We start from the raw sequence: 21,558 nt of genomic DNA on the forward strand, positions 1-21,558 counted from the left end.
CGTGTCGATTTCCATCCCCTTGGCACGTTGTATCCAGTGAACGGCCCGGGTTCCGGGCTGGCACACAGGAGCACCCCGTGAAAGTCATGGTACTGGTCAAGGCAACCGCCGCCACCGAGGCCGGTCAATTGCCGACCGAGCAGGAAATCCGCGCGATGGGCGCGTACAACGAGCAGTTGGTCCAGGCCGGGATCATGCTGGCCGGCGAGGGCCTGCACCCGACCTCGCGCGCCCGCCGCGTGGCCTTCGGCAGCGAGCCGCCGCGGGTGATCGATGGGCCGTTCGCCGAAACCCGCGAGCTGGTCTGCGGGTTCTGGCTGTGGCAGGTGCGCTCGCTGGATGAGGCCACTGAATGGCTCAAGCGCGCACCGTTCGCTGCCGGGGATGTGGTCGAGCTGCGGCCGATCCTCAGTGCCGAGGATTTCGGCGCGGCCTTCACTCCCGAATTGCAGGCGCAGGAACAGCGTCTGCGCGACCAGATCGGCACTGCCGACTAATCCACCCCGCATCCCTGGAGCATTCCCATGAAACTGATTCCGTTCCTCGGCTTCAACGGCAAGACCCATGAGGCCATGGCCTTCTACGCGCAGGTGCTCGGCGGCAAGGTCACCTCTGAAATGAAGTACCGCGACATGCCGCCCATGGAAAGCCAGGAGGGCTGTGGCGAGATGCCGCCGGAGACACTGGACCACGTCGCGCACAGCCAGCTGGAAGTGGGGTCGGCGATCCTGATGGCCGCCGATGGCCCGTCTTCCGACGGGCAGGGCAGTACCACGATCAACATCGATGTGGATTCGATCGAGGAGGCCGAGCGCGTGTTCAACGCGCTCGCCGATGGGGGCGAGATCAAGATGCCGATCACCGAAACCTTCTGGGCCCACCGTTGGGGCTTTCTGATCGACCGTTACGGCAAGCCGTGGATGGTCAACTGCATGAAGCAGCCTTGATCTGGGCCGGCGTGATGGCACCCCCCCGCGCGGCTTGTCCCCGCGTCGTACCGGTGGTTTGATCAGCCGCATGGACACGGCACTGACGCAACGACTGGAGACGATCTGGCGCATGGAGTCGCCAGTGGTGACCGCCCGCCTGACCCGCCTGCTCGGCGGCGATGTCGGCCGTGCCGAAGAGCTGGTCCAGGACACCTGGCTGGCCGCGCTGGAGCGCTGGCCCAGCCAGGGCGTGCCGGACAATCCCGGAGCGTGGCTGATGACCACTGCGCGCAACCGCGCCATCGATGTGCTGCGCCAGCACCAGCGCGTCGCCGGCCAGCACGCGCAGTTCGGCAGCGCGCTGGAGCCGCTGCCGCTGCCGGCGCCGGACGACAGCGATGCGCTGGAAGATGACATCGGCGATGACCTGCTGCGGTTGATGTTCGTTGCCTGTCATCCGGTGCTGGCCGCCGACGCGAGGGTGGCGCTGACCCTGCGCCTTCTCGGCGGACTCACCACCGATGAGATCGCACGCGCGTTCCTCGCGCCGGAGCCCACCATTGCCCAGCGCATCGTGCGCGCCAAGCGCACGTTGGCACAGAAGCAGGTCCCGTTCGAAGTGCCGCGCCAGGCGGCGTTGCCGGAGCGCCTGGCCTCGGTGCTGGAGGTGGTCTACCTGATCTTCAACGAAGGCTATGCGGCCAGTGCCGGCGATGACTGGATGCGCCCGGCCCTGTGCGACGAAGCGCTGCGGCTCGGCCGCGTGCTCGCCAGTCGGTTGCCGACCTGGCCGCAGGTGCACGGGCTGCTCGCCCTGATGGAGTTGCAGGCATCGCGCACCGCCGCACGTACGGATGCGACGGGCACACCGATCCTGCTGCCCGACCAGGACCGCACGCGCTGGGACTGGCTGCAGATCGCCCGTGGCCAGGCCGCCCTGCAGCAGGCGATGGCACTCGGTGGCGGTGACGATCCCTATGCATTGCAGGCGGCCATCGCCGAGTGCCACGCACGCGCGCGCCGTGCCGACGACACCGACTGGGCGCGGATGACCGCGCTGTACGCACGGCTGGCACAGCGCCAGCCCTCGCCGGTGGTGGCGTTGAACCATGCGGTGGCGCTGTCGCGGGCCCAGGGCGCGGCGGCCGCGTGGCCGCTGGTCGATGCGCTCGGTGACGATGCGCGGCTGCGCGACTATGCGCCGCTGGCTGCGGTGCAGGGCGACCTGCTGGCCCAGCTGGGGCGGCACGCCGAAGCACGGGCGGCATTCCAGCGTGCGGCCGCGCTGACCGCCAATGCGCGTGAGAAGGCGATGCTGCTGGCCCGTGCGGCAGCCGTGTAGACCGGCACTGCACTGCGCGGCGGCTCTGGCCTACACTCGGGCGATTGTCGGTCAGTCATGAGGTGCAGCGTGAAGCGTGTGGTAATCAGCCTGTTGGCGTTGTCGGTGTCGTCGGCCTTGATGGCCGCCACCCCCAAATTCGATGGCGCGCGGATCTCCGCCGACGTCAAGGAACTGGCGTCGGACGCCTACGAAGGCCGCTCGCCGGCCACTGCCGGTGAAGAGAAGACGATCGCCTTCCTGAGCAAACAGTTCGCGGCGGCGGGCCTGCAGCCGGGCGGCGACCTCAAGGATGGCAAGCGCCTGTGGACCCAGGCCGTGCCGCTGCTCAAGGGCGATATCGTCGGCACCCCGAGCCTGTCGTTGAGCAGCAAGGGCACGCCGCAGACGCTGAGCCAGGGCAAGGAAATCGCCGTGCGCGCCGCGATGAACGGTGCCAGCGCGGTGGACATCAAGAACGCGCCGCTGGTCTTCCTCGGCTACGGCGTCAAGGCCGCCGAGCGCAACTGGGACGATTTCAAGGGCGTGGACCTGAAGGGCAAGATCGCCGTCGTGCTGATCAACGATCCGGACTTCGAAAGCGGCCAGGGCGACTTCGACGGCAAGGGCATGACCTACTACGGCCGCTGGACCTACAAGTACGAAGAAGGTGCGCGCCAGGGTGCCCTCGGCGTGCTGATCGTGCACGAGACCGCGCCGGCCTCGTACGGCTGGGCCACCGTGGCCGGCTCCAACACCAACACCATGTTCGATGTGGTCCGCGACAACCCGGCCGAGGCGCATCCGCTGCTGGAAGGCTGGATCCAGCGCGATCTGGCGGTGGAGCTGTTCAAGCGTTCGGGCCTGGATTTCGAGGCGCTCAAGAAGCAGGCGCAGACCCGTGATTTCAAGCCGGTGGAGCTGAAGGGCGAGACCTTCTCGGCCAAGTACGCGGTCAAGACCGAGGTGATCACCTCGCACAACGTGGCCGCGCGCCTGGAAGGCAGCAAGCATCCTGACGAGACGGTGATCTACAGCGCCCACTGGGACCACATCGGCGTGGGCAAGCCGGACGCGAACGGTGACACCATCTTCAACGGCGCGCTGGACAACGCCAGCGGCACCGCCTCGCTGATCGAACTGGCCCGTGGCTTCGCCAAGGGCAAGCGCCCGGAGCGGTCGGTGCTGTTCCTGGCCGTGACCGCCGAGGAAAAGGGCCTGCTGGGCTCGGAGTACTACGCCACCCACCCGCTGTACCCGCTGGGCAAGACCGTTGCGCTGATCAACATGGACGGCATGGCGCCCTTCAGCCCCTCGCGTGACTTCGGGATCTACGGCTCGGCGAAGCTGGAACTGCTGGACCAGCTCAAGGACGTGGCCCAGGGCTGGGACATCCGCTACACGCCGGACCCGAAGCCGGAAGCCGGCCTGTTCTTCCGCTCCGATCACTTCCCGTTCGCCAAGCGTGGCGTGCCGGCAGTGTCGTACTCGGCGGGCCAGGACTGGGTGGAGGGGGGCGTGGCGGCCGGCAAGGCCGCTTCGGATGACTACACCGCCAAGCGCTATCACCAGCAGGGCGATGAGTGGCAGCCGGACTGGACCTTCGCCGGTGCCTCGCGCGATCTGGAAGTGCTGTACACGCTGGGCAACCAGCTGGCCAACTCGCGCGCCTGGCCGAACTGGAGCGAAGACTCCCAGTTCCGCGCCCCGCGTGACGCCAGCGCCGCCGAGCGGAAATAAGACGCGTCCGGCCGGCACGCCGGCCGGACCCCCGCTGTAGAGCCACGCCATGCGTGGCTTCGCGGTCTCGAACCCAGACGTAGAGCCACGCCATGCGTGGCTTCGCGGTTCCGGAAGAAGGCCAGCCACCCATGGGGTGGCTCTACACCGCTTCGTCCCACCATTCCCTGCCTTCGTCGCATGCCGCTTGTTCCCGCTGGCGGCGGGGCTATGCTCGCCTCACTCCCTATGTGATGACGCCGCCGTGTTCGCCAGCCTCTCCCTGATCTTCCGCATTCTGTTGGCCTGGGCCGCCGCCATCGTGGTGGCGGGGTTCGTCTGGAGTGGCTTCTTCCACGGTATGGATGAAGGCCCCGGCTGGGTGTTCGGCCTGTTGGCCCTGTTCGTGATGGTGACCGCCCTGGGCAGCTGCATCGCCCATATCCGCCGCGTGCAGCACGTCGCCGGCCGCCTGGACGCGGCCACCCTGTCCAGCCGCCAGCGCCGCCAGATCGAGGTGCCGATGGATGCCGGCCCGGCCTTTGCCCTGGTGGAAGCCGCCATCGCCGAGCTGCCACGCGTGGAAGACATCGAAAGTGCGCCGGGCAGCCTGCAGGTGCGTGCCTACGTGCGCCGCGTGGATCCCTACAACGGCCGCCCGCCGTCCCGCTGGAACCTGCCTGCGCGGCTGGCGATCAAGCGCAACAGCGTGCTCGCCACGGTCACGCCGGGGCAGGGCACCAGCAGCGTGACCCTGCTGTTCGAACCCGATGCCGGGGTCTGGGCCGATCTGCTCGCGGTCGACGAAGGCAGCAACCATGAGAACGCCGAAGCGGTCGGCCGTGCGATCACCCGCCGGGTGGCCGAGCAGCGCCGCGACGAACAGGCCGCCGCCGAACAGACCGCGACCGAGAAGGAACTGTCGGTGGCCAGACTCAACCTGCTGCACGCCCAGGTCGAGCCGCACTTCCTCTACAACACGCTGGCCAACGCGCAGGTGCTGACCCGGACCGATCCGCCGCGTGCCGACCAGATGCTCGGGCACCTGATCCAGTACCTGCGCAGCTCGCTGCCCAGCGTGGAGGAATCGATGTCGACCCTGGGCGTGGAGCTGGAGCGCACCCAGGCCTACCTGGAAATCCTCAAGATCCGCATGGGCGCCCGCTTGGCCCTGCAGGTGGACGTGCCCCCGGCCCTGCTCAGCCTGCCGCTGCCCTCGATGGCGCTGCAGACCCTGGTCGAGAACGCGATCAAACACGGCCTGGAACCCAAACCCGGCGGCGGCACGGTGTGGATCATCGCGCGCGCCTTCGAGGACCATGTCACCCTCACCGTGGCCGACGACGGCCTCGGGTTCGGGCAGGGCACCAGTGGTACCGGGATCGGCCTGAAGAACCTGCGCGAACGCCTGCGCCTGACCTGCGGTGAGCACGCTGGCGTGGCGATCGTGTCCAATTTCCCCACCGGCGTGGCAGCGACGATCACCCTGCCGCGCGATGCCCGCGAGGCGATCCATGCAGCTTGACGCCCTCATTGCCGAAGACGAAGACCTGCTGCGCCAGTCGCTGGTGGCACAGCTGCAGCGGTTGTGGCCGGAACTGCGGCTGGTGGCCGAATGCGAGGATGGTGCCAGTGCGCTGGAGCGCCTGGCCGAGCTGAAGCCGGACCTGGCCCTGCTCGACATCCGCATGCCCGGCATCACCGGTATCGAGGTGGCCCGCGCGCTGCCGGAGATCAGCCCGCGCACCCAGGTGGTGTTCGTCACCGCCTACGACCAGTATGCGATCGACGCCTTCGAACAGGGCGCGATCGACTACCTGCTCAAGCCGGTCAGCGATGAGCGCCTGCTGGCCACGCGCGAGCGGATCCTGGCGCGCATGCAGTTGGGCCGCCCGGACAGCGGCATGCTCGAGCAGCTGCTGCAGCGCCTCGGCAATCAGCCCGCCGCCGCCTCAAGCGCGCCGCCTTTGGCCTGGATCACCGCCAGCAACGGCCGCGACACGCAGCTGATCATGCTCGAAGATGTGATCTACTTCCGTGCGGACAGCAAATACACCACGGTGGTGACCGAGCAGGGCGAAAGCCTGCTGCGCACCTCGCTGCGTGAACTGCTGGATGCGCTCGATCCGCAACGGTTCCGCCAGATCCACCGCTCCACCATCGTGAACATGAAGGCGGTCGCCGCAGTCACACGCGACGACACCGGCCGCGGCCAGCTGCGCTTGAAGCACCGCACCGAAGTGCTCAACGTCAGCCAGCCCTTCATGAGCCTGTTCCGCGGGATGTAACGCGCCTTTCCTTTCGTCTGGAGCCTGCCATGCGTACCGCCGTTGTCGCCAGTCTCTGCGTGTTGATGCTGGCGGCCTGCCAGCAATCGAACGACACCTCCGTCACCCGCATCCGCGCCAACGGGGTGGATACGCTGTACAGCAAAACCACGGTCGACAACGGCGTGGCCAACTTCTACTGCATCGCCAGCAGCAGCGGCCGCTGCCATTACCTGGTGCTGGATGCGCGCTGCACGAAGGACACCGACTGCCCCTATCCGCCGCTGCACCGGTTGGCGGTGGCGGTGGGCAAGACGGAGCAGATGGCCGGGCTCCCGGCCGGCTTCCAGCACTGCGTCAGCGCCGTCCAGAAAGAACAATGCCACCGTGAGTGATCACAGTGGCATCGTGGCTCCCCCCGCTTTTCAGTAGGGTCAGAACGCGGGCTGCAGATGCAGGTTGGTGCCGTTGGGCTGCTCGCCGACATGATTGAGCTGGCCCACCAGTTCGGTGTGCTGCTTCATCCGGCCGATCTCGCGCATGATGCGGATATCCTCGTGGCGCAGCTCGCGCTTGGCGCTCACCGCCTGCTTGTAATCCAGGACTTCCGGATAGTGCTGGGCCATGTCCAGCGCCTCGGCCACGCATTCGACCGTATCGGCATCGGAGGTGATGCGGGCGCGGCTGTTGAAGGCCTTCATCCAGCGCTCGAAGCCGGCGGTGTGATCGAACATGTTGGCCATGAACCAGATCACGAACAGGATCGACACCCATGAACCGAACACGATCACCACGCGGGTGAAGGTGATATGGAAGTCATCCTTCCACAGGTAGTTGCTGATCAGGCCGAGGATGAGCAGGGAGGACGCCTGCCAGCCCACGATCGAGGCCATCAGCCACTGGCCCTTGGCTTTGGCCAGTACCGCGACTTCTTCGCGGATCTGCTGTTCACTCTTGTTACGCCAATGCGCGACCTGTTTTTCGAACGGGCTGCTGTACAGCTCGTTGTCCTGCAACAGCAGACCCAAACCTTTGAACAAAGCGATCATGACGAGCTCCTTCTGGAACGTGCGGCAGCGCATTGGACGACGTTGTGGCACGTCCAGTTCTAGCACTTTCACCGCGCTTGGCAATGGGCAAAGCGCAAAGATCCGGCGTCATTCCTGCCTGAATGGGCAAACTCGCAGCGGATTTGCGCACTGCGGCACGTAAATCGCCGGGTAAATACGGCTCGGACGGCGGCTCCCATGCTGCATCTGCACATTGCGCAGACCCTGGCGGGCACCTGCCTGGCCAGCCCCATCGGTATCACGCAGAATTGACGCATCCGCGCGAAATGCCGGTCCGCTCGCCCTCGGTACTGCTGATGTCCTCCCTGCTGCGCTCGCTTGCCCGCCCTGCCACCGCCCCCATACGCCGCTGGGTGCTGGGCGCCTTCCCCCGCGGCCAGAGCGGGATCGACTACGACCACCCGCTGGGCGACCCCGGCTGGTTCGGCCCCGACAGCATCACCTGGCGGGTGCATGCCGAGTTTCCCGGCATGCTCGCCGGCGGCCTGTGCGCCCTGATGCTGCAGACCCTGCATCCATTGGCACTGGCCGGGGTGTACGACCACTCCAACTTCCGCGATGACCTGGTCGGCCGCCTGCGCCGCACCACCGCGTTCGTCGCTGGAACCACCTACGCACCCACCGCGGAAGTGGAGGCGTTGATCGCCAGGGTGACCCGCATCCATGCACAGGTGCGCGGTCACACCGCTGATGGCCGCGCGTATTCCGCCGACGATCCCGCGCTGCTCACCTGGGTGCACGTCACTGAAGCGTACGGTTTCCTGCAGGGCTGCCGACGCTATTGCCGGGACGTGCCTACGGCGGTCGCCGACCAGTACTACCGTGAGTACAAGCGCGTGGCCGAGGCGCTTGGCGCTGTAGACGTTCCCGCGTCGGAAGCGGAGGTGGACGCGTACTTCGCGCGCCAGCAATCGCAGCTGGTGTTCGATGCGCGCTCGCGCGAGGTGCTGGCGGTGCTGTCAGGCATCCGCCTGCCGGTGCCGATGGCGGGTCTCTCGCGTGAGCTGTTCCTCGGTGCAGGTGCAGCGCTGCTGCCGGACTGGGCGACCGCGATGATCCAGCGCACGCCGATGCAGCGTGCGCAGTCGCGGGCATCGGCGGTGATGCTCAAAGGCATGGCACCGTTGTTCCGGCGTGCGTTGCAGGATGGGCTGGCGACGCGGGCGTGCACGCGGATGGGTGTGTCGGCTGGGGTGCTTGCTGATTGGCCTTGAAGCGGCAAGTGCCCTGTGCCCGCTGGTTGGGTCGGGCACGCACAGGCTTCCGGGACCCGCTGCTCTACAGCGAAAAAAAACGGGCGCCGAAGCGCCCGTTCTCTCAGCTCAGCAACGTGCGGTGACGCACCTCACCACACCTTGACCCGCTTCTCCGGCGCCAGGTACAGCTTCTGGCCTTCCTTCACCTCGAAGGCCGGATACCACGCATCCAGATTGCGCACCGTCAACGCACGGAACTGGCCCGGCGCATGCACATTGGTCAACAGCGAATTGCGCAGCGCCTGCTCACGCGCCTTGCTCCGCCATGCCTGCGCAAAGCCCAGGAAGAACCGCTGATCCGGTGTGAAGCCTTCCAGCGTCTGGCCCGGCTTGCCCTGCAGCGACAACTGATACGCATCGTAGGCCGTCGAAAGACCTGCCACGTCCGCAATGTTCTCGCCCAGCGTCAGACGACCATTCACCGATACCCCCGGGAACGGGCTGTAGCTGCTGAACTGCGCCGCCAGTGCATCGCCGGCCGCGTTGAACTTCTTCAGATCTTCCGGCGTCCACCAGTTCTGCAGCTTGCCCGTCTCATCGAACAGCGCACCGGCGTTGTCGAAACCGTGGCTGATCTCATGGCCGATCACCGCACCGATCGCGCCGTAGTTCACCGCATCATCGGCTGCGCCGTCGAAGAACGGCGGCTGCAGGATCGCGGCCGGGAACACCAGGCGGTTTTCCAGCGGCACGTTCATCGCATTGATGGTCTGCGGGAGCATCGCCCACTCGCTGTGATCCACCGGCTTGCCCAGCTTGGCGATGTTGCGGCGGTACTCGAACAGCTCCGCACGCTCGGCATTGCCCAGCGCGTCATCGCGCTTGATCTCAAGACCGGCGTAGTCGCGCCACTTGTCCGGGTAGCCCATGCCCACGGTCAGGCCATCCACCTTGGCCTTGGCACGCGCCTTGGTCTGCGGCGACATCCACTCCAGCGCATCGATGCGCTTGGCGAACGCAGCGATGATGTTCTTGGCCATCGCGTCCGCGCGCGCCTTGGTGGCCGGATCGAAATGACGTTCGACGTACAGCTTGCCGATCGCTTCGCCCACGGCATGGTTGCTGTCATCCACCGCACGCTTCCAGCGCTCGCTCTGCTGCGGGGTGCCGTTGAGCGTGGTGCCGTGGAAGGCGAAGCGCGCATCGGCAAACGACTTGGGCAGGTACGGCGCGGCGCGGTCCAGCGCATGGAAGGCCAGGTAGTCCTTCCAGACCTCCAGCGGCTCGGTGGCGACCAGGCGCGAGATGCCCGCGACGGCCTTGGGCTGCCACACGATGAAGTCCTGCTGGGCGTCCAGCCCGGCCGAGGCCAGGAACGCGTTCCAGTCCATGCCCGGGGCCTTGGCGCTCAGGTCGGCCTGCTTCCAGGCGTTGGCGCCCTTGGCGACGTCGTTGGTGTCTTCCTGGGTGGCGTGGGCCTGGGCGATCCTGGTCTCCAGCGCGAGGATGCGCTGCGCCTTGGCGGCCGGATCGGCGACGCCGGCCAGCTGCAGGACCTGGGCGATGTAGGCCTGGTACTGCTTGCGGATCTCGGCCATGCGGCCGCCCTGCAGGTAGAAGTCGCGGTCCGGCAGGCCCAGGCCGCCCTGCACCAGGTACGGCGCGGTGCGGTCCGGCTGCAGCAGATCTACCGAGACCCAGACGCCGAACAGGCGGTCGGTGTAGAAGTTGGTGGCGTTGAGCAGGTCCACGTCGGCGCGCAGCGTGCCGCCGAGCGCGGTGGCCAGCGCGGCCTTGTCGCTGATCCCGGCGATGGCGTCCAGTTCCGGTTTGACCGGGGCGACGCCGCGCGACTCGATGCCGCTCTCGTCCATGAAGGCGGCGTAGTAATCGCCGATCAGCTTGGCCTCGCCCTCGGCCTTGGTGTCGGCCGCGGCGCCTTCGAGGATCGCGCGGGTGTCGGCCAGGGTTTTTTCGGAGATGACATTGAAGCTGCCGTAGCTGGAGCGGTCGGCCGGGATCTCGGTGTTCTTGACCCAGGTGCCGTTGGCGAAGCCGAAGAAGTCATCGCCGGCGGCGACGCTGCGGTCCATGCCGGCGGCGTCGAAGCCGAAGCTGCCCAGCTGCGGCTTGGGCGCGGCCGGTTCGGCCGGGGTGGTCTCGGGGGCGGACGCGGCCGGTGCAGTGGCCTCGCGGTCGCAGGCGGCCAGGCTCAGCGACAGGCTGGCGGCAATGGCGAGCATCAGGGTGGGGCGGCGCAGCTTGGACATTGAGCTTCTCAGCAACGGAAACACCCAAGTCTAATCCCGTACCGGGCGCGCGGTTATGCCGGCTTCGGCGGCATCGGGTACCGGGTGTGCCGGTCTTCCGGGTTCACTGATGTGAACCCTGGCCGCGGTGCTTCCCGTGCCGTACGCGCTGGTGCATGCTGGGGCCTGCACGGATTCCGCGGGCGCCGGCTGGCGCCGGTGTGACGAGCAAGGCGTCAAGAATCCCGGGCAGCGGCCGCTCAGGTTTGGGGAAACCAGGAAGCGTTTACAGATGAAGTCAGCCTGTCGTTCGGGAAAAGGGTTGCGATGCCCGCGTTGAACCGTGCCCTGGCACGGCCACTGCGGACGTTCGTGTGGCTCGGGGTATCCCTGGGCGTGCTGCTGGGCGCCGGGCTGGTGGCGACGCTGCTCAATGACTGCCAGCGCCGGCAGGAAGCCGCGCAGCGCCAGAGCTCGGCGCTGGCCACCGGCGCCCAGCGCCTGCTGCGGCTGGAACTGCGCAACCTGGAGCGGGTGATGCAGGGCATCTCCCGCGATGGCGCGCTGCTCTTCCAGCGGGTGCCGGCGCAGGCACCGGACCTGCTCGATGCCAGCATCGCCGGGGCGCTGCAGCGGCATGCCGAACTGCACAGCATCGTGGTGGTCGACCAGTACGGGCGGGCCCTGACCAGTGGCAGCGGCGACCTGCAACTGCCGCTGTGGGCGGTGGATGGCAATCGCGGCCTGGGCAGCCAGATTTTCCTCGGGCCGCCGCAGGCGCTGGATGCCGCGCACTGGATCCTGCCGCTGGCGCTGCCGATGGGCGGTGACCGCTGGCTGTTGGCACGGCTGCGCACGGCGGAACTGCAGGCCATCATCGGCGGCATGGATACCGGCGATGCCGGGGTGGTCTCGATCACCGACCCGCATGGCTACGTGCTGGCGCGCAGCCCGGATCCCGGCGCCGTGGCGGGGCGTCGCTTCGGGCTGGCCAAGCGCGAGCTGCTGCGCCGCGACGCACTGACCCCGCTGGGCACCGAGACCAGTGCCGTGGATGGCATCGAGCGCATTTCCAGCCTGAGCACGCTGGCCCAGTACCCGCTGGCGGTCTACGCCGGACTGGGCCGGCGCGATGTGCTGGCGGCCTGGTGGCCGTATGTGCAGGCCTCGATCGGGGTCTACCTGCTGTACTGGGCGCTGTTTGCCGCGGTGTATGTCAGCCTGCGCCGCGCCACCCGCGACCAGGACAGCCTGAGCGAGGAACTGCGCACCGGCCATGCCGAGCTGCGCATGGCCCATCAGGTCGGCAAGGTGTGTACCTGGTACGTGGACGAGGATGCCTGCCTGCTGCGCTGGTCGCCGCTGGCCCGTGAGATCTTCGGCATCGACATCGAGAGCCTGCCCGTCGCGGATTTCTTCGCGCGCGTGCACCACGACGACACCGCGCGCATGCAGCAGGCCTTCGATGCCGCCTTTGCCGGCAGCGGCGTGCTCGATGAGATGTTCCGCCTGGTGCTGCCGGGTGGCGCGACCCGCTGGGTTGCCGCGCGCGGCCAGCGCGTGGCGGTGGTGGACCGCCAGCGCCGCATGATCGGTGCGTTGACCGATGTCAGCGAGCGGGTCGATGCGCTGGCCCGGGTGCAGCAGGCCGAGCGCCAGTTCCGGCTGCTGTTCGACCGCAATCCGGCGCCGTTCTGGGTGTTCGATCCAGACACGCTGCGCTTCCTGGAGGTCAACGAAGCGGCGGTGCGCCAGTACGGCTACAGCCGCGATGAGTTCCTGGCGATGAGCATCCTGGACATCCGCCCGCGCGAGGGTTGGGAGGAGATCCGCGGGGCGATCGCGCAGGCGCGCATCGGCGACGTGCAGGATGCGCAGGTCCGCCTGCACCAGCGCAAGGACGGCAGCGTCTTTGAAGTGCGTGCGCATCTGGCGCGGCTGGATTTCGATGGCCGCCAGGCCTGCCTGGTGCTGGCCGAGGACGTCAGCGAGCGTTTGGCTTACGAGCGCGATCTGGCGTACCACGCCACCCACAACCCGGCGACCGGTCTGCTCAATACGCGCGCGCTGGCCGCGCAGCTGGATGAAGAGGGGGGCGCCTACACGATTGCCTACGTGCAGTTCCGCGGCCTGCAGCTGGTCTCGGACACGCTCGGCCGCGAGGTCGGCGACGTGGTGCTGCAGGCGATGGCCAAGCGCCTGGGCGGGCTCGGCGTGCGCTACGGGCTGCTGGCGTTCCAGCCCGCCGAGGATTTCATCTTCGCCATCCGCGACGACCATCAGCGCCAGACCGCGCTGGACACCCTGGTGCAGACTGTTTCCGAACCGGTGCGGGGGCAGGATTGGCTGCACCAGTTCGAGCCGCGCATCGGTGTCGCGGTGAAGGCCGGCGACGATGCCAGCACCGCCGAACAGGTGGTCGGCATGGCCGCGCAGGCCGCCCACGCGGCGCGCGACGAAGGCAACGTCATCGCCTGGTACGACGCGACCGTAAGTTCGCGCCTGGCCGAGCGGCTGCGCCTGGCCGGGCGCATCCACAGTGCGATCGACACCGAGTTCGAGCTGTATTACCAGCCGATCTGCCACGCCAGCGACGGCAGCCCGGCCGCGCTGGAAGCCCTGCTGCGCTGGCCCCAGGCCGATGGCAGTTTCATTCCGCCCGGCGAGTTCATCCAGCTGTGCGAAGACACCGGTCTGATTCTCGCCCTGGGCCGCTGGGTGATCCGCGCCGCGGCGCAGGCACAGCGGCAGCTGGTCGACGCGGGCTGGGACCTGCCGATCGCGGTGAATGTCTCGGCGGTGCAGTTCTTCAACAGCGACCTGGTGGCCGAGTTCACCCGCGCCAGCCACGAATTCGGGCTGGCCCGTGGTGCGCTGCAGGTCGAGCTGACCGAAAGCAGCCTGATGCGCAAGCCGGGCCAGGCCAAACAGACCATGCAGCGCCTGCACGAGCAGGGCATCTGCATTTCGCTGGATGATTTCGGCACCGGCTATTCCAACATGTCCTACCTGCAGCACCTGCCACTGGACATCCTGAAGATCGACCGCAGCTTCGTGGCCGACGTGGAAACCAACCCGCGCAACGCCTCGATCTGCCGCGCGCTGCTGTCACTGGGGCACAGCATGGGGCTGACCATCATCGCCGAAGGCGTGGAAACCCCGGGCCAGCTGCAGTGGCTGGCCGCGCATGGCTGCGACCAGGTGCAGGGCTATCTGCTCGGCCGGCCGATGCCGTTGGCCAGGGTGATCGCGCAGCTGGATTCGGTGGAGGCCTAGCGCCGGGTGGTGTCTGGTGGCGGGGGCCGCGCGGCATCACGCCAGGGCGTCCACCAGGTAATCGATGAAACTGCGCACCTTCGGGGCCAGGTGGCTGCGGCTGGTGTATACCGCATGGATGCCGATGCCCGGCACCTGCCACTCGGGCAGGACGCGCTCCAGCCGCCCATCGGCCAGCGCCTCGGCCACCAGGAAATCCGGCTGCACGATGATGCCCATCCCGGCGATCGCGGCCTCGCGCAGCACATCGCCGTTGTTGGCACGCACGCCGCCGTGCACGGGCACCGAGACCTCCCCGCGCGGACCGTGCAACTGCCATGCATCGCCGCCGGCCCAGTAGCTGTAGCTCAGGCACTCGTGCGCGGACAGGTCTTCCGGCTGCTGCGGGCGGCCGTGCGCGTCCAGGTACGACGGCGCGGCGCACAGGCTGATCTGTGCGTCGCCCAGCTTGCGCGCGATCAGGGCCGGGCTGGGCTGGCGGGTGATGCGGATGGCCACGTCATAGCCTTCTTCGACCATGTCCACCAGACGGTCGGACAGCGACAGGTCCAGTTCCACCTGCGGGTAGCGCGCGCGGTAACCGGCCAGCAGCGGGCCCAGCCGGGCGATGCCATAGCTGACCGGCGCGTTGATCCGCAGCCTCCCCGAGGGCTCCAGCGCCTGCGCGCTGATGCCGGCTTCCAGCGCATCGAACTCGGCCAGCAGCCGCACGCACTCGGCGTAGTAGGCCGCGCCCGTGCTCGTGGGGCTCACGCGGCGGGTCGTCCGGTTGAGCAGCCGGGTCGAGAGGCGCTTTTCCAGCGCCGCGATCTGCCGGGTCACCCCGGCGGTGGACAGGTCCAGGGCCTGCGCGGCGGCACTGAAGCCGTTGCGCTCGACCACGGCGACAAACACACGCATGGCGTCCAGAGTGTCCATTGTTTCTTTTTCCGAAATAAACAGCGTCGATGCATCGTATTTATTGGCCGATCTGTTCGCAATACGCTGATCTGCAGATCGACCCGTTGGGTCCTGCCATTGGAGTCCGTGATGTCCCGCTTGCCGTCCCTTTATATCTCCCATGGCTCGCCGATGACCGCACTCCATCCCGGTCTGGTGGGCGAGCGCCTGGCCGCGCTGGCGGCGCGCCTGCCGCGCCCGCGCGCGATCGTGATGGCCTCGGCGCACTGGCTGACCCATCAGCCGGCGGTCGGCGGCCACGCCCAACCGCCCACCCTTCACGATTTCGGCGGTTTCCCGCAGGCACTGTTCGACCTGCAGTATCCGGCCCCGGGCGACCCCGCGCTGGCGCAGGAGGTCGCGCAGCGGCTGGGCGCTGCCGGTCTGCCGGCCGCGATCGATCCGCAGCGCGGTCTCGATCACGGTGCATGGGTGCCGCTGCGGTTCCTGTATCCGCAGGCGGACATCCCGGTGGTGCCGCTGGCGATCCAGCCACTGCTCGGGCCGGCCCACCAGTTCGCGCTGGGGCGCGCGCTGGCGCCGCTGCGCGAGCAGGGCGTGCTGTTGATCGGCTCGGGCAGCATCACCCACAACCTGCACGATTGGCGCAGCTACCCGGACGGCAAGGAGGCGCCTTATGTGCGGCCCTTCATCGAATGGGTCGAGCAGCGCCTGGCCGCCGATGACAGCGCCGCGTTGATCGATTACCGCCGCCAGGCCCCGCACGCGGTGCAGGCGCACCCCAGCGACGAGCACCTGCAGCCGCTGCACTTTGCGATGGGCGCCGCCGGTGGCGAAGCGCTCGGTGCGCAGCGCATCGATGCCGGGATCGATGCCGGCTTCCTGGCGATGGACATCTATCGCTTCGATGGCGCCGACGCGCAGCAGCGCGCCGCATGAGGGGCCTGCTGTCCGCCGACTGAGCCTGCCGTGCCCCGCGCATTCGCGTGGCGGCGCACGTGTGGTACGTTTTTTCCTGTTTCCGGCGCCGGCTGTCCGCAGCCTCCCCCGCGCTGCTTACTGGAAAATGCATGCATACCATTGAAGTCGTTCTGGCGATGCTGGTGGCGGTGGTCGCCAGCGGCTACCTGGTCCGCGTATTGCCGTTGTCGCTGCCGTTGCCGCTGGTGCAGATCGGGCTGGGCGCGGTCATTGCCGGGGTGTTCAACCGCGGCCACGCGCTCGAGCCGGAGATGTTCTTCCTGCTGTTCCTGCCGCCGCTGCTGTTCCTGGATGGCTGGCGCATCCCCAAGCAGGGCCTGTTCCGCGACAAGGGCGTAATCCTGGAACTGGCCTTCGGGCTGGTCGTATTCACCGTGATCGGTGCCGGCTTCCTGATCCACTGGATGATCCCGGTGATGCCGCTGGCGGTGGCCTTCGCGCTGGCGGCGATCATCTCCCCGACCGACCCGGTGGCGGTCAGCTCGATCGCCTCGCGCGCGCCGATTCCCAAGCGGCTGATGCACATCCTGGAAGGCGAGTCGCTGCTCAACGATGCGTCCGGCCTGGTCTGTTTCCGCTTCGCGGTGGCGGCGGTGATGACCGGGACCTTCTCGCTGGCGAATGCCTCGCTGACCTTCCTGTGGGTGGCGGTGGCCGGACTGGCGATCGGCGTGGCGGTGACGCTGGGCGTGTCCACCTTCCAGCGCTGGCTGTGGCGGCGCTTTGGCGAGGAGCCGGGTGCGGCGCTGCTGGTCAACCTGCTGATCCCGTTCGCGGCCTACCTGCTGGCCGAAGAACTCAATGCGTCGGGCATTCTCTCGGCGGTCGCCGCGGGTGTCACGATGAGCTACGTGGAGCTCACCGGCCGCGTCTCGGGCAGCATGCGCGTGCAGCGCACGGCGGTCTGGAACATGCTGCAGTTCAGCTTCAACGGGATCATGTTCGTGCTGCTGGGCGAACAGTTGCCGGGCATCGTGGAACGCGCGATCAAGACCGTCAGCGAGAGCGGGCACCACAGTGCGTGGTGGCTGCTGGTCTATGTGGTGGTGATCAACCTGGCGCTGGTGCTGCTGCGCCTGGCCTGGGTGTGGCTGTCGCTGCGCTGGAGCCTGCTGCGTGCGCGCCATCGGGGCGAGGCCCGGCAGGGCACCTCCTGGCGGATCGTGGTGGCGACTTCGGTGGCGGGCGTGCGCGGTGCGATCACCCTGGCCGGCGTGCTGACCCTGCCGTTGTTCCTGCCCGACGGCAGTGCCTTCCCGGCACGCGACCTGGTGATCTTCCTGGCCGCGGCGGTGATCCTGATTTCGCTGGTCGGTGCCAGCATCGCGCTGCCGCGCCTGCTCAAAGGCCTGGAACTGCCGGCCGATTCGGGCGAGCGGAAGGAAGAGGACCTGGCCCGCAAGCTGGCCGCCAAGGCCGCGCTGGCCGGCGTGGAGCGCACGCGCCAGCAGCTGGTGCAGAACCAGACCACCGAGAACGTGCAGCTCTACAACGACGCCGCCTCGCGGGTCAGCCTGCTGTACCAGCGCAACCTGGAGAAGGAAGCCGGGCCGGATGCGGATCCGGAGAAGGTCAAGCGCATGGAGCAGGGCTATCGCCAGCTGCGCACCGCGGGACTGACCGCCGAGCGTGAAGAGCTGTTCCGCCTGACCCGGCGGGGCAAGATCTCCGATGAGATCTCGCGCAGGCTGATCCGCAATCTGGACCTGCTGGAGACGCGGCAACGCGATTGAGGCCGCACCGTGCCACGGGTAGAGCCACCCCATGGGTGGCTGCCCTTCGTCCCTGACGCGAGGGTTCCAGTGGGTCCGCGTAGCCACCCGTGGGGTGGCTCTACCCCGCCACACGTGGATCAGACGTCTCCGGCAGACGTTGGATCAGGCGTCCGGCTTCTGATCCAGGAAGTAGGCCACCACGGTGCCCTTGACCTTGATCGTCATCGGGTTGCCGCGGCGGTCGCGGGCCTTGCCGGCCTGCACGCGGATCCAGCCTTCGCTGACCGAATACTCTTCAACGTTGTCGCGCTCGACATCGTTGAAACGGATGCCCACGCCGCGCTCCAGCGCAGCGGCATCGTGGAAGGGGCTGGCCGGGTTGATCGCCAGGTGATCGGGAGGGGTATCGCTCATGGTCACAGGATGCTGACGACCACCAAGGCCGTCTTCTGCCGCACAGGATAAACCGCAGCGGGCCCCGCGCCGAATTTCGCTTCCTGCCAACGCCCTTGCACGGCAGAATGCGCCCCTGTCTCCAGGATTACCGGCCATGCCCGACAACAGCGATTATTTCGACTTCGAAGAAGAAGAGCGCGATTTCGACGAGGACGATTTCGAGGCGCGGATCTGGAATCTGTTCGTGCTGATCAACCCGGGCGATGAAGAACTGGCGCTGCAGCAGTTCAACCGCTGGCGCGAGGCGCTGCTGGAAAGCGGCGAGGGCATCGATGAGGACGCCGACTGGCTGCCGCCGATGATGGCCGCGATTGCCTGGCAGTCCGGGTTCGAGGTGGAGCGGGGCGATGCCGATGCGCTGATGTCGGCGGTGAACGAGCTGTCCGCGCGCTGGAACCTGCAGATCGACTGGGGCGGCGACCTGGACGATGAAGACTTCGCGGCGGAGGTGGATGCGCCGATGTTGATGACCACCGCCCACGACCGGCTGCGCGAGCACAACTACGCGCTGTGGAGCGTGGATACCGGCAATGACACGCTGGCCGGCTGGATGGCGCTCAACCGCGATGACGATGCGATGCTGGCGCTGTGCTCGCTGCTGGGCGTGGAAGTGCGGCCGGGCAGCGATCCGTTCTGAGGGCGCGATTGCGGCCTGCGCATGCCGACCCACGGTCGGCAGCTACGCCTGATACTGCCTTCTTGCGTTGGCGATCACGGCTTTGACCCGTTCGCGGTCCGTATGCCGTGAGATGGCCTGTGCGCCCAGGGCAATCGCCTGCAGGCGCAGCGGGGCGGGCACGTCGTAGTGCGCGCCGCTGCGGCGGTTCTGGAACGCCCGCCGTGGAATCCCGAGCTGCGCCGCCATGGCGTGCAGCTCGGGCAGGGTGTCGGCCATCAGATGCGCCCAGCGCTCGCCGCGCCAGGGATGTACCGCATCGTCGATATAGACCGTCACCGGATCGCCGTGGCTCAGGCCTGCGGCTTGTCGTCGCTGGCGGCCGGGGCGGCGTCGGCGGCGGCATCGGTGCCGGCCTCGTCTGCGACCTTGGCGTCGTCGCCGGCGTCGGCAGCGGTTTCGGCGTCTTCGCCTTCCTCGCCTTCCACACCTTCAAACTCGGAGACCAGCTGGGCCAGGTACTCGTCGGCGGTCTTGCCTTCGTCGGCGGCCAGGTCGTCGATCAGCTGCTGCAGCTGGGTCGAGTACTCCAGGTTGACCTTGCGGCCTTCCTTTTCCTGGACGTTGGACAGGTGCTTGAGCATGGCCAGCATCGGCACCGGGTTGTCGGCGTTGCCCATGGTCTGGCCGCCGATGGCCAGCAGCCACTCGGTGCCCTGCAGGCCGATCGCAGCGACGACCTGGCCCTCTTCGTTGGTCAGCACGGCATGGTTCTGCACCGGCTGCTGGGCGTTGAGGCGGTTGATCGGGCGCTTGGGCTGCTGCTTCTTGCGCTTGTCGCGCTTGGCCTTGGACTGCTTGGACATGGGTGCGGTCTATCTACAAAAGGAAAGACCCATTGTAGTGCCGGCCGCTGGCCGGCTCCACGGATTCCCTGAATTCCCTCTGTTGCCGCCTTCGTCGCGCCCCTCAGGGCGCGACAGCCGGCGCGAGCGTCGCCTGGATATCGGCGTCGGCAGCGGTGGGCGACAGGGCCACTTCCTGCCCGGCGCCGGCCAACGCCGCCGCTTCGGCTGCCTTGGTCATCACCACGATGCTGATCCGGCGGTTGATGGGGTTGTCCGGCTGCGTGCGGTCGAACAGCACCGAGGAGGACAGCCCGACCACCCGGGTCACCTTGTCCTCGGTCATGCCGCCATCAAGCAGCGCCCGCCGGGCGGCATTGGCGCGGTCGGCGCTGAGCTCCCAGTTGCTGTAGCCGTGGGCCGCGTTGTAGGCGGTGGTGTCGGTATGGCCGGTGATGCTGATCCGGTTCGGCACGTGGTTGATGAACTGCGACAGCTCGCGAAGGATCGCGCGCGTGTAGGGCTTGAGCGAGGCACTGCCCATGTCGAACATCGGCCGGTTCTGCTTGTCCACGATCTGGATGCGCAGCCCCTCCGGAGTGAGGTCGAGCAGCAGCTGATCCTTGAACGGTTCCAGCGCCTGGCTCTTGCTGATCGCTTCTTCCAGCTCCTGCTTGAGCGCTTCAAGCTGGCGTTTCTCGCGCTCGCGCTCGTCCTGCTGCGGCACGGGCCGGGAGGCCTGCTGGTTCTGGAAGGGATCGTTGCTGTTGCCGCGCGAGATGTCGGTGGCGCCGCCCAGCTTGATCATCGAGGTGCTGGCGCCGCCCGGTCCGGCCATGCCCGGGGCCGGGGTGGAGCTGCTGCCGGCCAGCGGGCTGGGGTTGCGGAAGTATTCGGAAATCGCCGCGCGCTCGGGCTTGCTGGTGGCGGCCATCAGCCACAGCACCAGGAAGAAGGCCATCATCGCGGTCACGAAGTCGGCGTAGGCCACTTTCCAGGCACCGCCATGGTGCGCGGCATGACCGGCCTTCTTGACCCGGCGGACGATGACGGTGGGTTTGGTCTCGGCCATGGCGCTGCCTTACTTGACCGTCTTGAGGTGCTGTTCGAACTCGCTGAAGCCCGGGCGCACGTTGGACGGCAGGGTCTTGCGGGCGAATTCCAGGGCGATCTTCGGGTTGTAGCCGCGCAGGCAGGCCAGCAGGGCGGTCTTGACCGATTCGTAGATGCGTGCGTCCTGTTCGGCGCGCGCTTCCACGGCCGAGGCCAGCGGGCCGACGAAGCCATAGGCCAGCAGGATGCCCAGGAAGGTGCCGACCAGGGCGCCGGCGACGTGCGCGCCGACTTCCGTGATTTCCCCGCCGATCGAGCCCATGGTGATCACGATGCCCAGCACCGCGGCGACGATGCCGAAGCCGGGCAGGCCGTCGGCGACCTTGTTGAGCACTGCGGCCGGCTGCATCGCCTCGCCATGGTGCTTCTCCAGTTCCAGCTCCAGCAGCGGCTCCAGCTCGTGCGGCTCGATGTTGCTGCCGATCATCAGGCGCAGGCAGTCGGTGATGAAATCGACCAGGTGGTGGTCGGCCTGCACCTTGGGGTAGTTGGCGAAGATGCTGCTTTCGGCCGGGCGCTCGACGTGGTCTTCCAGCGCCATGAATCCTTCGCGGCGGGCCTTGTTGAGCAGCTCATAGAGCAGGCTGAGGACGTCGATGTAGTCCTGCTGCTTGTAGCGTGGCCCCTTGAACACGCCCACGGTGGCCGCCAGGGTCTGCTTCACGGTTTTGACCGGTGTGCCGACCAGGAATGCACCCAGCGCCGCACCGCCGATGATCACCAGTTCATAGGGCTGCCACAGCGCGCCGAGTTTGCCGTGCGCCCCGACGTAACCGCCGAGCACGCTGAGGATGACGACGAGAAGTCCAACGATAATGAGCATGGGGCCGACGCGGGAAGGGGATACCTCCATGTCGGCCCCTTCACACCCTTTCTGAAGGGGGGCGTTCGCTCGACGTCACACT

Annotated in this window: 20 protein-coding genes; 12 read left to right on the forward strand and 8 right to left on the reverse strand. The window is 67.7% G+C overall.

The genetic code is table 11. From position 1 onward, the window contains the following. Positions 1–77: 77 nt before the first annotated feature. The 7 genes from OC373_RS09875 (at position 78) to OC373_RS09905 (ending at position 6,631) form a co-directional block, all read left to right on the forward strand. The gene (locus tag OC373_RS09875) at positions 78–497 is read left to right on the forward strand and encodes a YciI family protein (protein ID WP_019185730.1); all 420 of its coding nucleotides are present in this window, start codon (positions 78–80) and stop codon (positions 495–497) included. 27 nt (positions 498–524) lie between these two features. Beyond that, positions 525–947, forward strand: coding sequence for a VOC family protein (locus OC373_RS09880; protein WP_261997621.1), 423 nt, complete (start codon positions 525–527; stop codon positions 945–947). A 70-nt stretch (positions 948–1,017) separates the two neighbouring features. Then, a complete protein-coding gene (locus OC373_RS09885) occupies positions 1,018–2,271 on the forward strand; it encodes a sigma-70 family RNA polymerase sigma factor (RefSeq protein ID WP_261997622.1) in 1,254 nt (417 codons plus the stop codon). Positions 2,272–2,340: 69 nt separating this feature from the next. Next, positions 2,341–3,990, forward strand: coding sequence for a M28 family metallopeptidase (locus OC373_RS09890; protein ID WP_261997623.1), 1,650 nt, complete (start codon positions 2,341–2,343; stop codon positions 3,988–3,990). 244 nt (positions 3,991–4,234) lie between these two features. Next, positions 4,235–5,494, forward strand: coding sequence for a histidine kinase (locus OC373_RS09895; protein ID WP_261997624.1), 1,260 nt, complete (start codon positions 4,235–4,237; stop codon positions 5,492–5,494). After that, positions 5,484–6,257 (forward strand): LytTR family DNA-binding domain-containing protein, encoded by a 774-nt coding sequence (locus OC373_RS09900; RefSeq protein ID WP_019185736.1) that lies wholly within the window; start codon positions 5,484–5,486, stop codon positions 6,255–6,257. Before OC373_RS09895 ends, OC373_RS09900 begins: the two co-directional genes overlap by 11 nt. A 29-nt stretch (positions 6,258–6,286) precedes the next feature. Then, the gene (locus OC373_RS09905) at positions 6,287–6,631 is read left to right on the forward strand and encodes a hypothetical protein (protein ID WP_261997625.1); all 345 of its coding nucleotides are present in this window, start codon (positions 6,287–6,289) and stop codon (positions 6,629–6,631) included. Positions 6,632–6,670: 39 nt separating this feature from the next. Here OC373_RS09905 and OC373_RS09910 read toward each other — a convergent pair whose 3' ends face one another. Continuing rightward, positions 6,671–7,285 carry a hypothetical protein gene (locus tag OC373_RS09910; protein ID WP_026070179.1) on the reverse strand — a complete coding sequence of 205 codons (615 nt, stop codon included), beginning with the start codon at positions 7,283–7,285 and terminating at the stop codon, positions 6,671–6,673. A 317-nt stretch (positions 7,286–7,602) separates the two neighbouring features. Between OC373_RS09910 and OC373_RS09915 the strand changes: the two genes are divergently transcribed. Beyond that, positions 7,603–8,520, forward strand: coding sequence for an oxygenase MpaB family protein (locus OC373_RS09915; protein ID WP_261997626.1), 918 nt, complete (start codon positions 7,603–7,605; stop codon positions 8,518–8,520). 131 nt (positions 8,521–8,651) lie between these two features. On the opposite strand, the gene OC373_RS09920 is transcribed toward OC373_RS09915, so the two are convergent. After that, positions 8,652–10,772: a M13 family metallopeptidase gene (locus OC373_RS09920; RefSeq protein WP_261997627.1), complete on the reverse strand. Its 2,121-nt coding sequence runs from the start codon at positions 10,770–10,772 to the stop codon at positions 8,652–8,654. A 306-nt stretch (positions 10,773–11,078) separates the two neighbouring features. Here OC373_RS09920 and OC373_RS09925 point away from each other — a divergent pair, with 306 nt between their 5' ends. After that, positions 11,079–14,027 carry an EAL domain-containing protein gene (locus OC373_RS09925; RefSeq protein WP_261997628.1) on the forward strand — a complete coding sequence of 983 codons (2,949 nt, stop codon included), beginning with the start codon at positions 11,079–11,081 and terminating at the stop codon, positions 14,025–14,027. Positions 14,028–14,063: 36 nt separating this feature from the next. On the opposite strand, the gene OC373_RS09930 is transcribed toward OC373_RS09925, so the two are convergent. Beyond that, positions 14,064–14,945, reverse strand: a complete 882-nt coding sequence (locus tag OC373_RS09930; RefSeq protein ID WP_261997629.1) for a LysR family transcriptional regulator — start codon at positions 14,943–14,945, stop codon at positions 14,064–14,066. 111 nt (positions 14,946–15,056) lie between these two features. On the opposite strand from OC373_RS09930, the gene OC373_RS09935 reads away from it, so the two are divergent. Together OC373_RS09935 and OC373_RS09940 are read left to right on the forward strand one after the other, a co-directional pair. Further along, positions 15,057–15,866: a class III extradiol ring-cleavage dioxygenase gene (locus OC373_RS09935; RefSeq protein ID WP_261997630.1), complete on the forward strand. Its 810-nt coding sequence runs from the start codon at positions 15,057–15,059 to the stop codon at positions 15,864–15,866. Positions 15,867–15,997: 131 nt separating this feature from the next. Then, positions 15,998–17,641, forward strand: a complete 1,644-nt coding sequence (locus OC373_RS09940) for a Na+/H+ antiporter (RefSeq protein WP_070426533.1) — start codon at positions 15,998–16,000, stop codon at positions 17,639–17,641. A 144-nt stretch (positions 17,642–17,785) separates the two neighbouring features. Here the strand turns inward: OC373_RS09940 and OC373_RS09945 are convergent, their stop codons facing one another. Next, complete coding sequence (locus OC373_RS09945; RefSeq protein WP_019185745.1) at positions 17,786–18,037, reverse strand: DUF3297 family protein; 252 nt, start codon at positions 18,035–18,037, stop codon at positions 17,786–17,788. A gap of 136 nt (positions 18,038–18,173) precedes the next feature. Between OC373_RS09945 and OC373_RS09950 the strand changes: the two genes are divergently transcribed. Then, the gene (locus tag OC373_RS09950) at positions 18,174–18,716 is read left to right on the forward strand and encodes a hypothetical protein (protein WP_019185746.1); all 543 of its coding nucleotides are present in this window, start codon (positions 18,174–18,176) and stop codon (positions 18,714–18,716) included. A 42-nt stretch (positions 18,717–18,758) separates the two neighbouring features. On the opposite strand, the gene OC373_RS09955 is transcribed toward OC373_RS09950, so the two are convergent. The 4 genes from OC373_RS09955 to motA form a co-directional block, all read right to left on the reverse strand. Beyond that, positions 18,759–19,034 (reverse strand): DUF4031 domain-containing protein, encoded by a 276-nt coding sequence (locus OC373_RS09955; RefSeq protein ID WP_261997631.1) that lies wholly within the window; start codon positions 19,032–19,034, stop codon positions 18,759–18,761. A gap of 14 nt (positions 19,035–19,048) precedes the next feature. Further along, entirely contained in the window at positions 19,049–19,561 is a 513-nt protein-coding gene (locus OC373_RS09960; RefSeq protein WP_019185748.1) for a hypothetical protein, read from the reverse strand. 103 nt (positions 19,562–19,664) lie between these two features. After that, positions 19,665–20,612 carry a flagellar motor protein MotB gene (gene motB / locus OC373_RS09965; protein ID WP_046272907.1) on the reverse strand — a complete coding sequence of 316 codons (948 nt, stop codon included), beginning with the start codon at positions 20,610–20,612 and terminating at the stop codon, positions 19,665–19,667. A 9-nt stretch (positions 20,613–20,621) separates the two neighbouring features. Next, a complete protein-coding gene (gene motA / locus OC373_RS09970) occupies positions 20,622–21,476 on the reverse strand; it encodes a flagellar motor stator protein MotA (RefSeq protein WP_019185750.1) in 855 nt (284 codons plus the stop codon). Between the last annotated feature and the right edge of the window lie 82 nt (positions 21,477–21,558).

This window comes from Stenotrophomonas sp. Ste96, assembly GCF_024519495.1.
In the GTDB taxonomy this organism is placed as follows: domain Bacteria; phylum Pseudomonadota; class Gammaproteobacteria; order Xanthomonadales; family Xanthomonadaceae; genus Stenotrophomonas; species Stenotrophomonas bentonitica_A.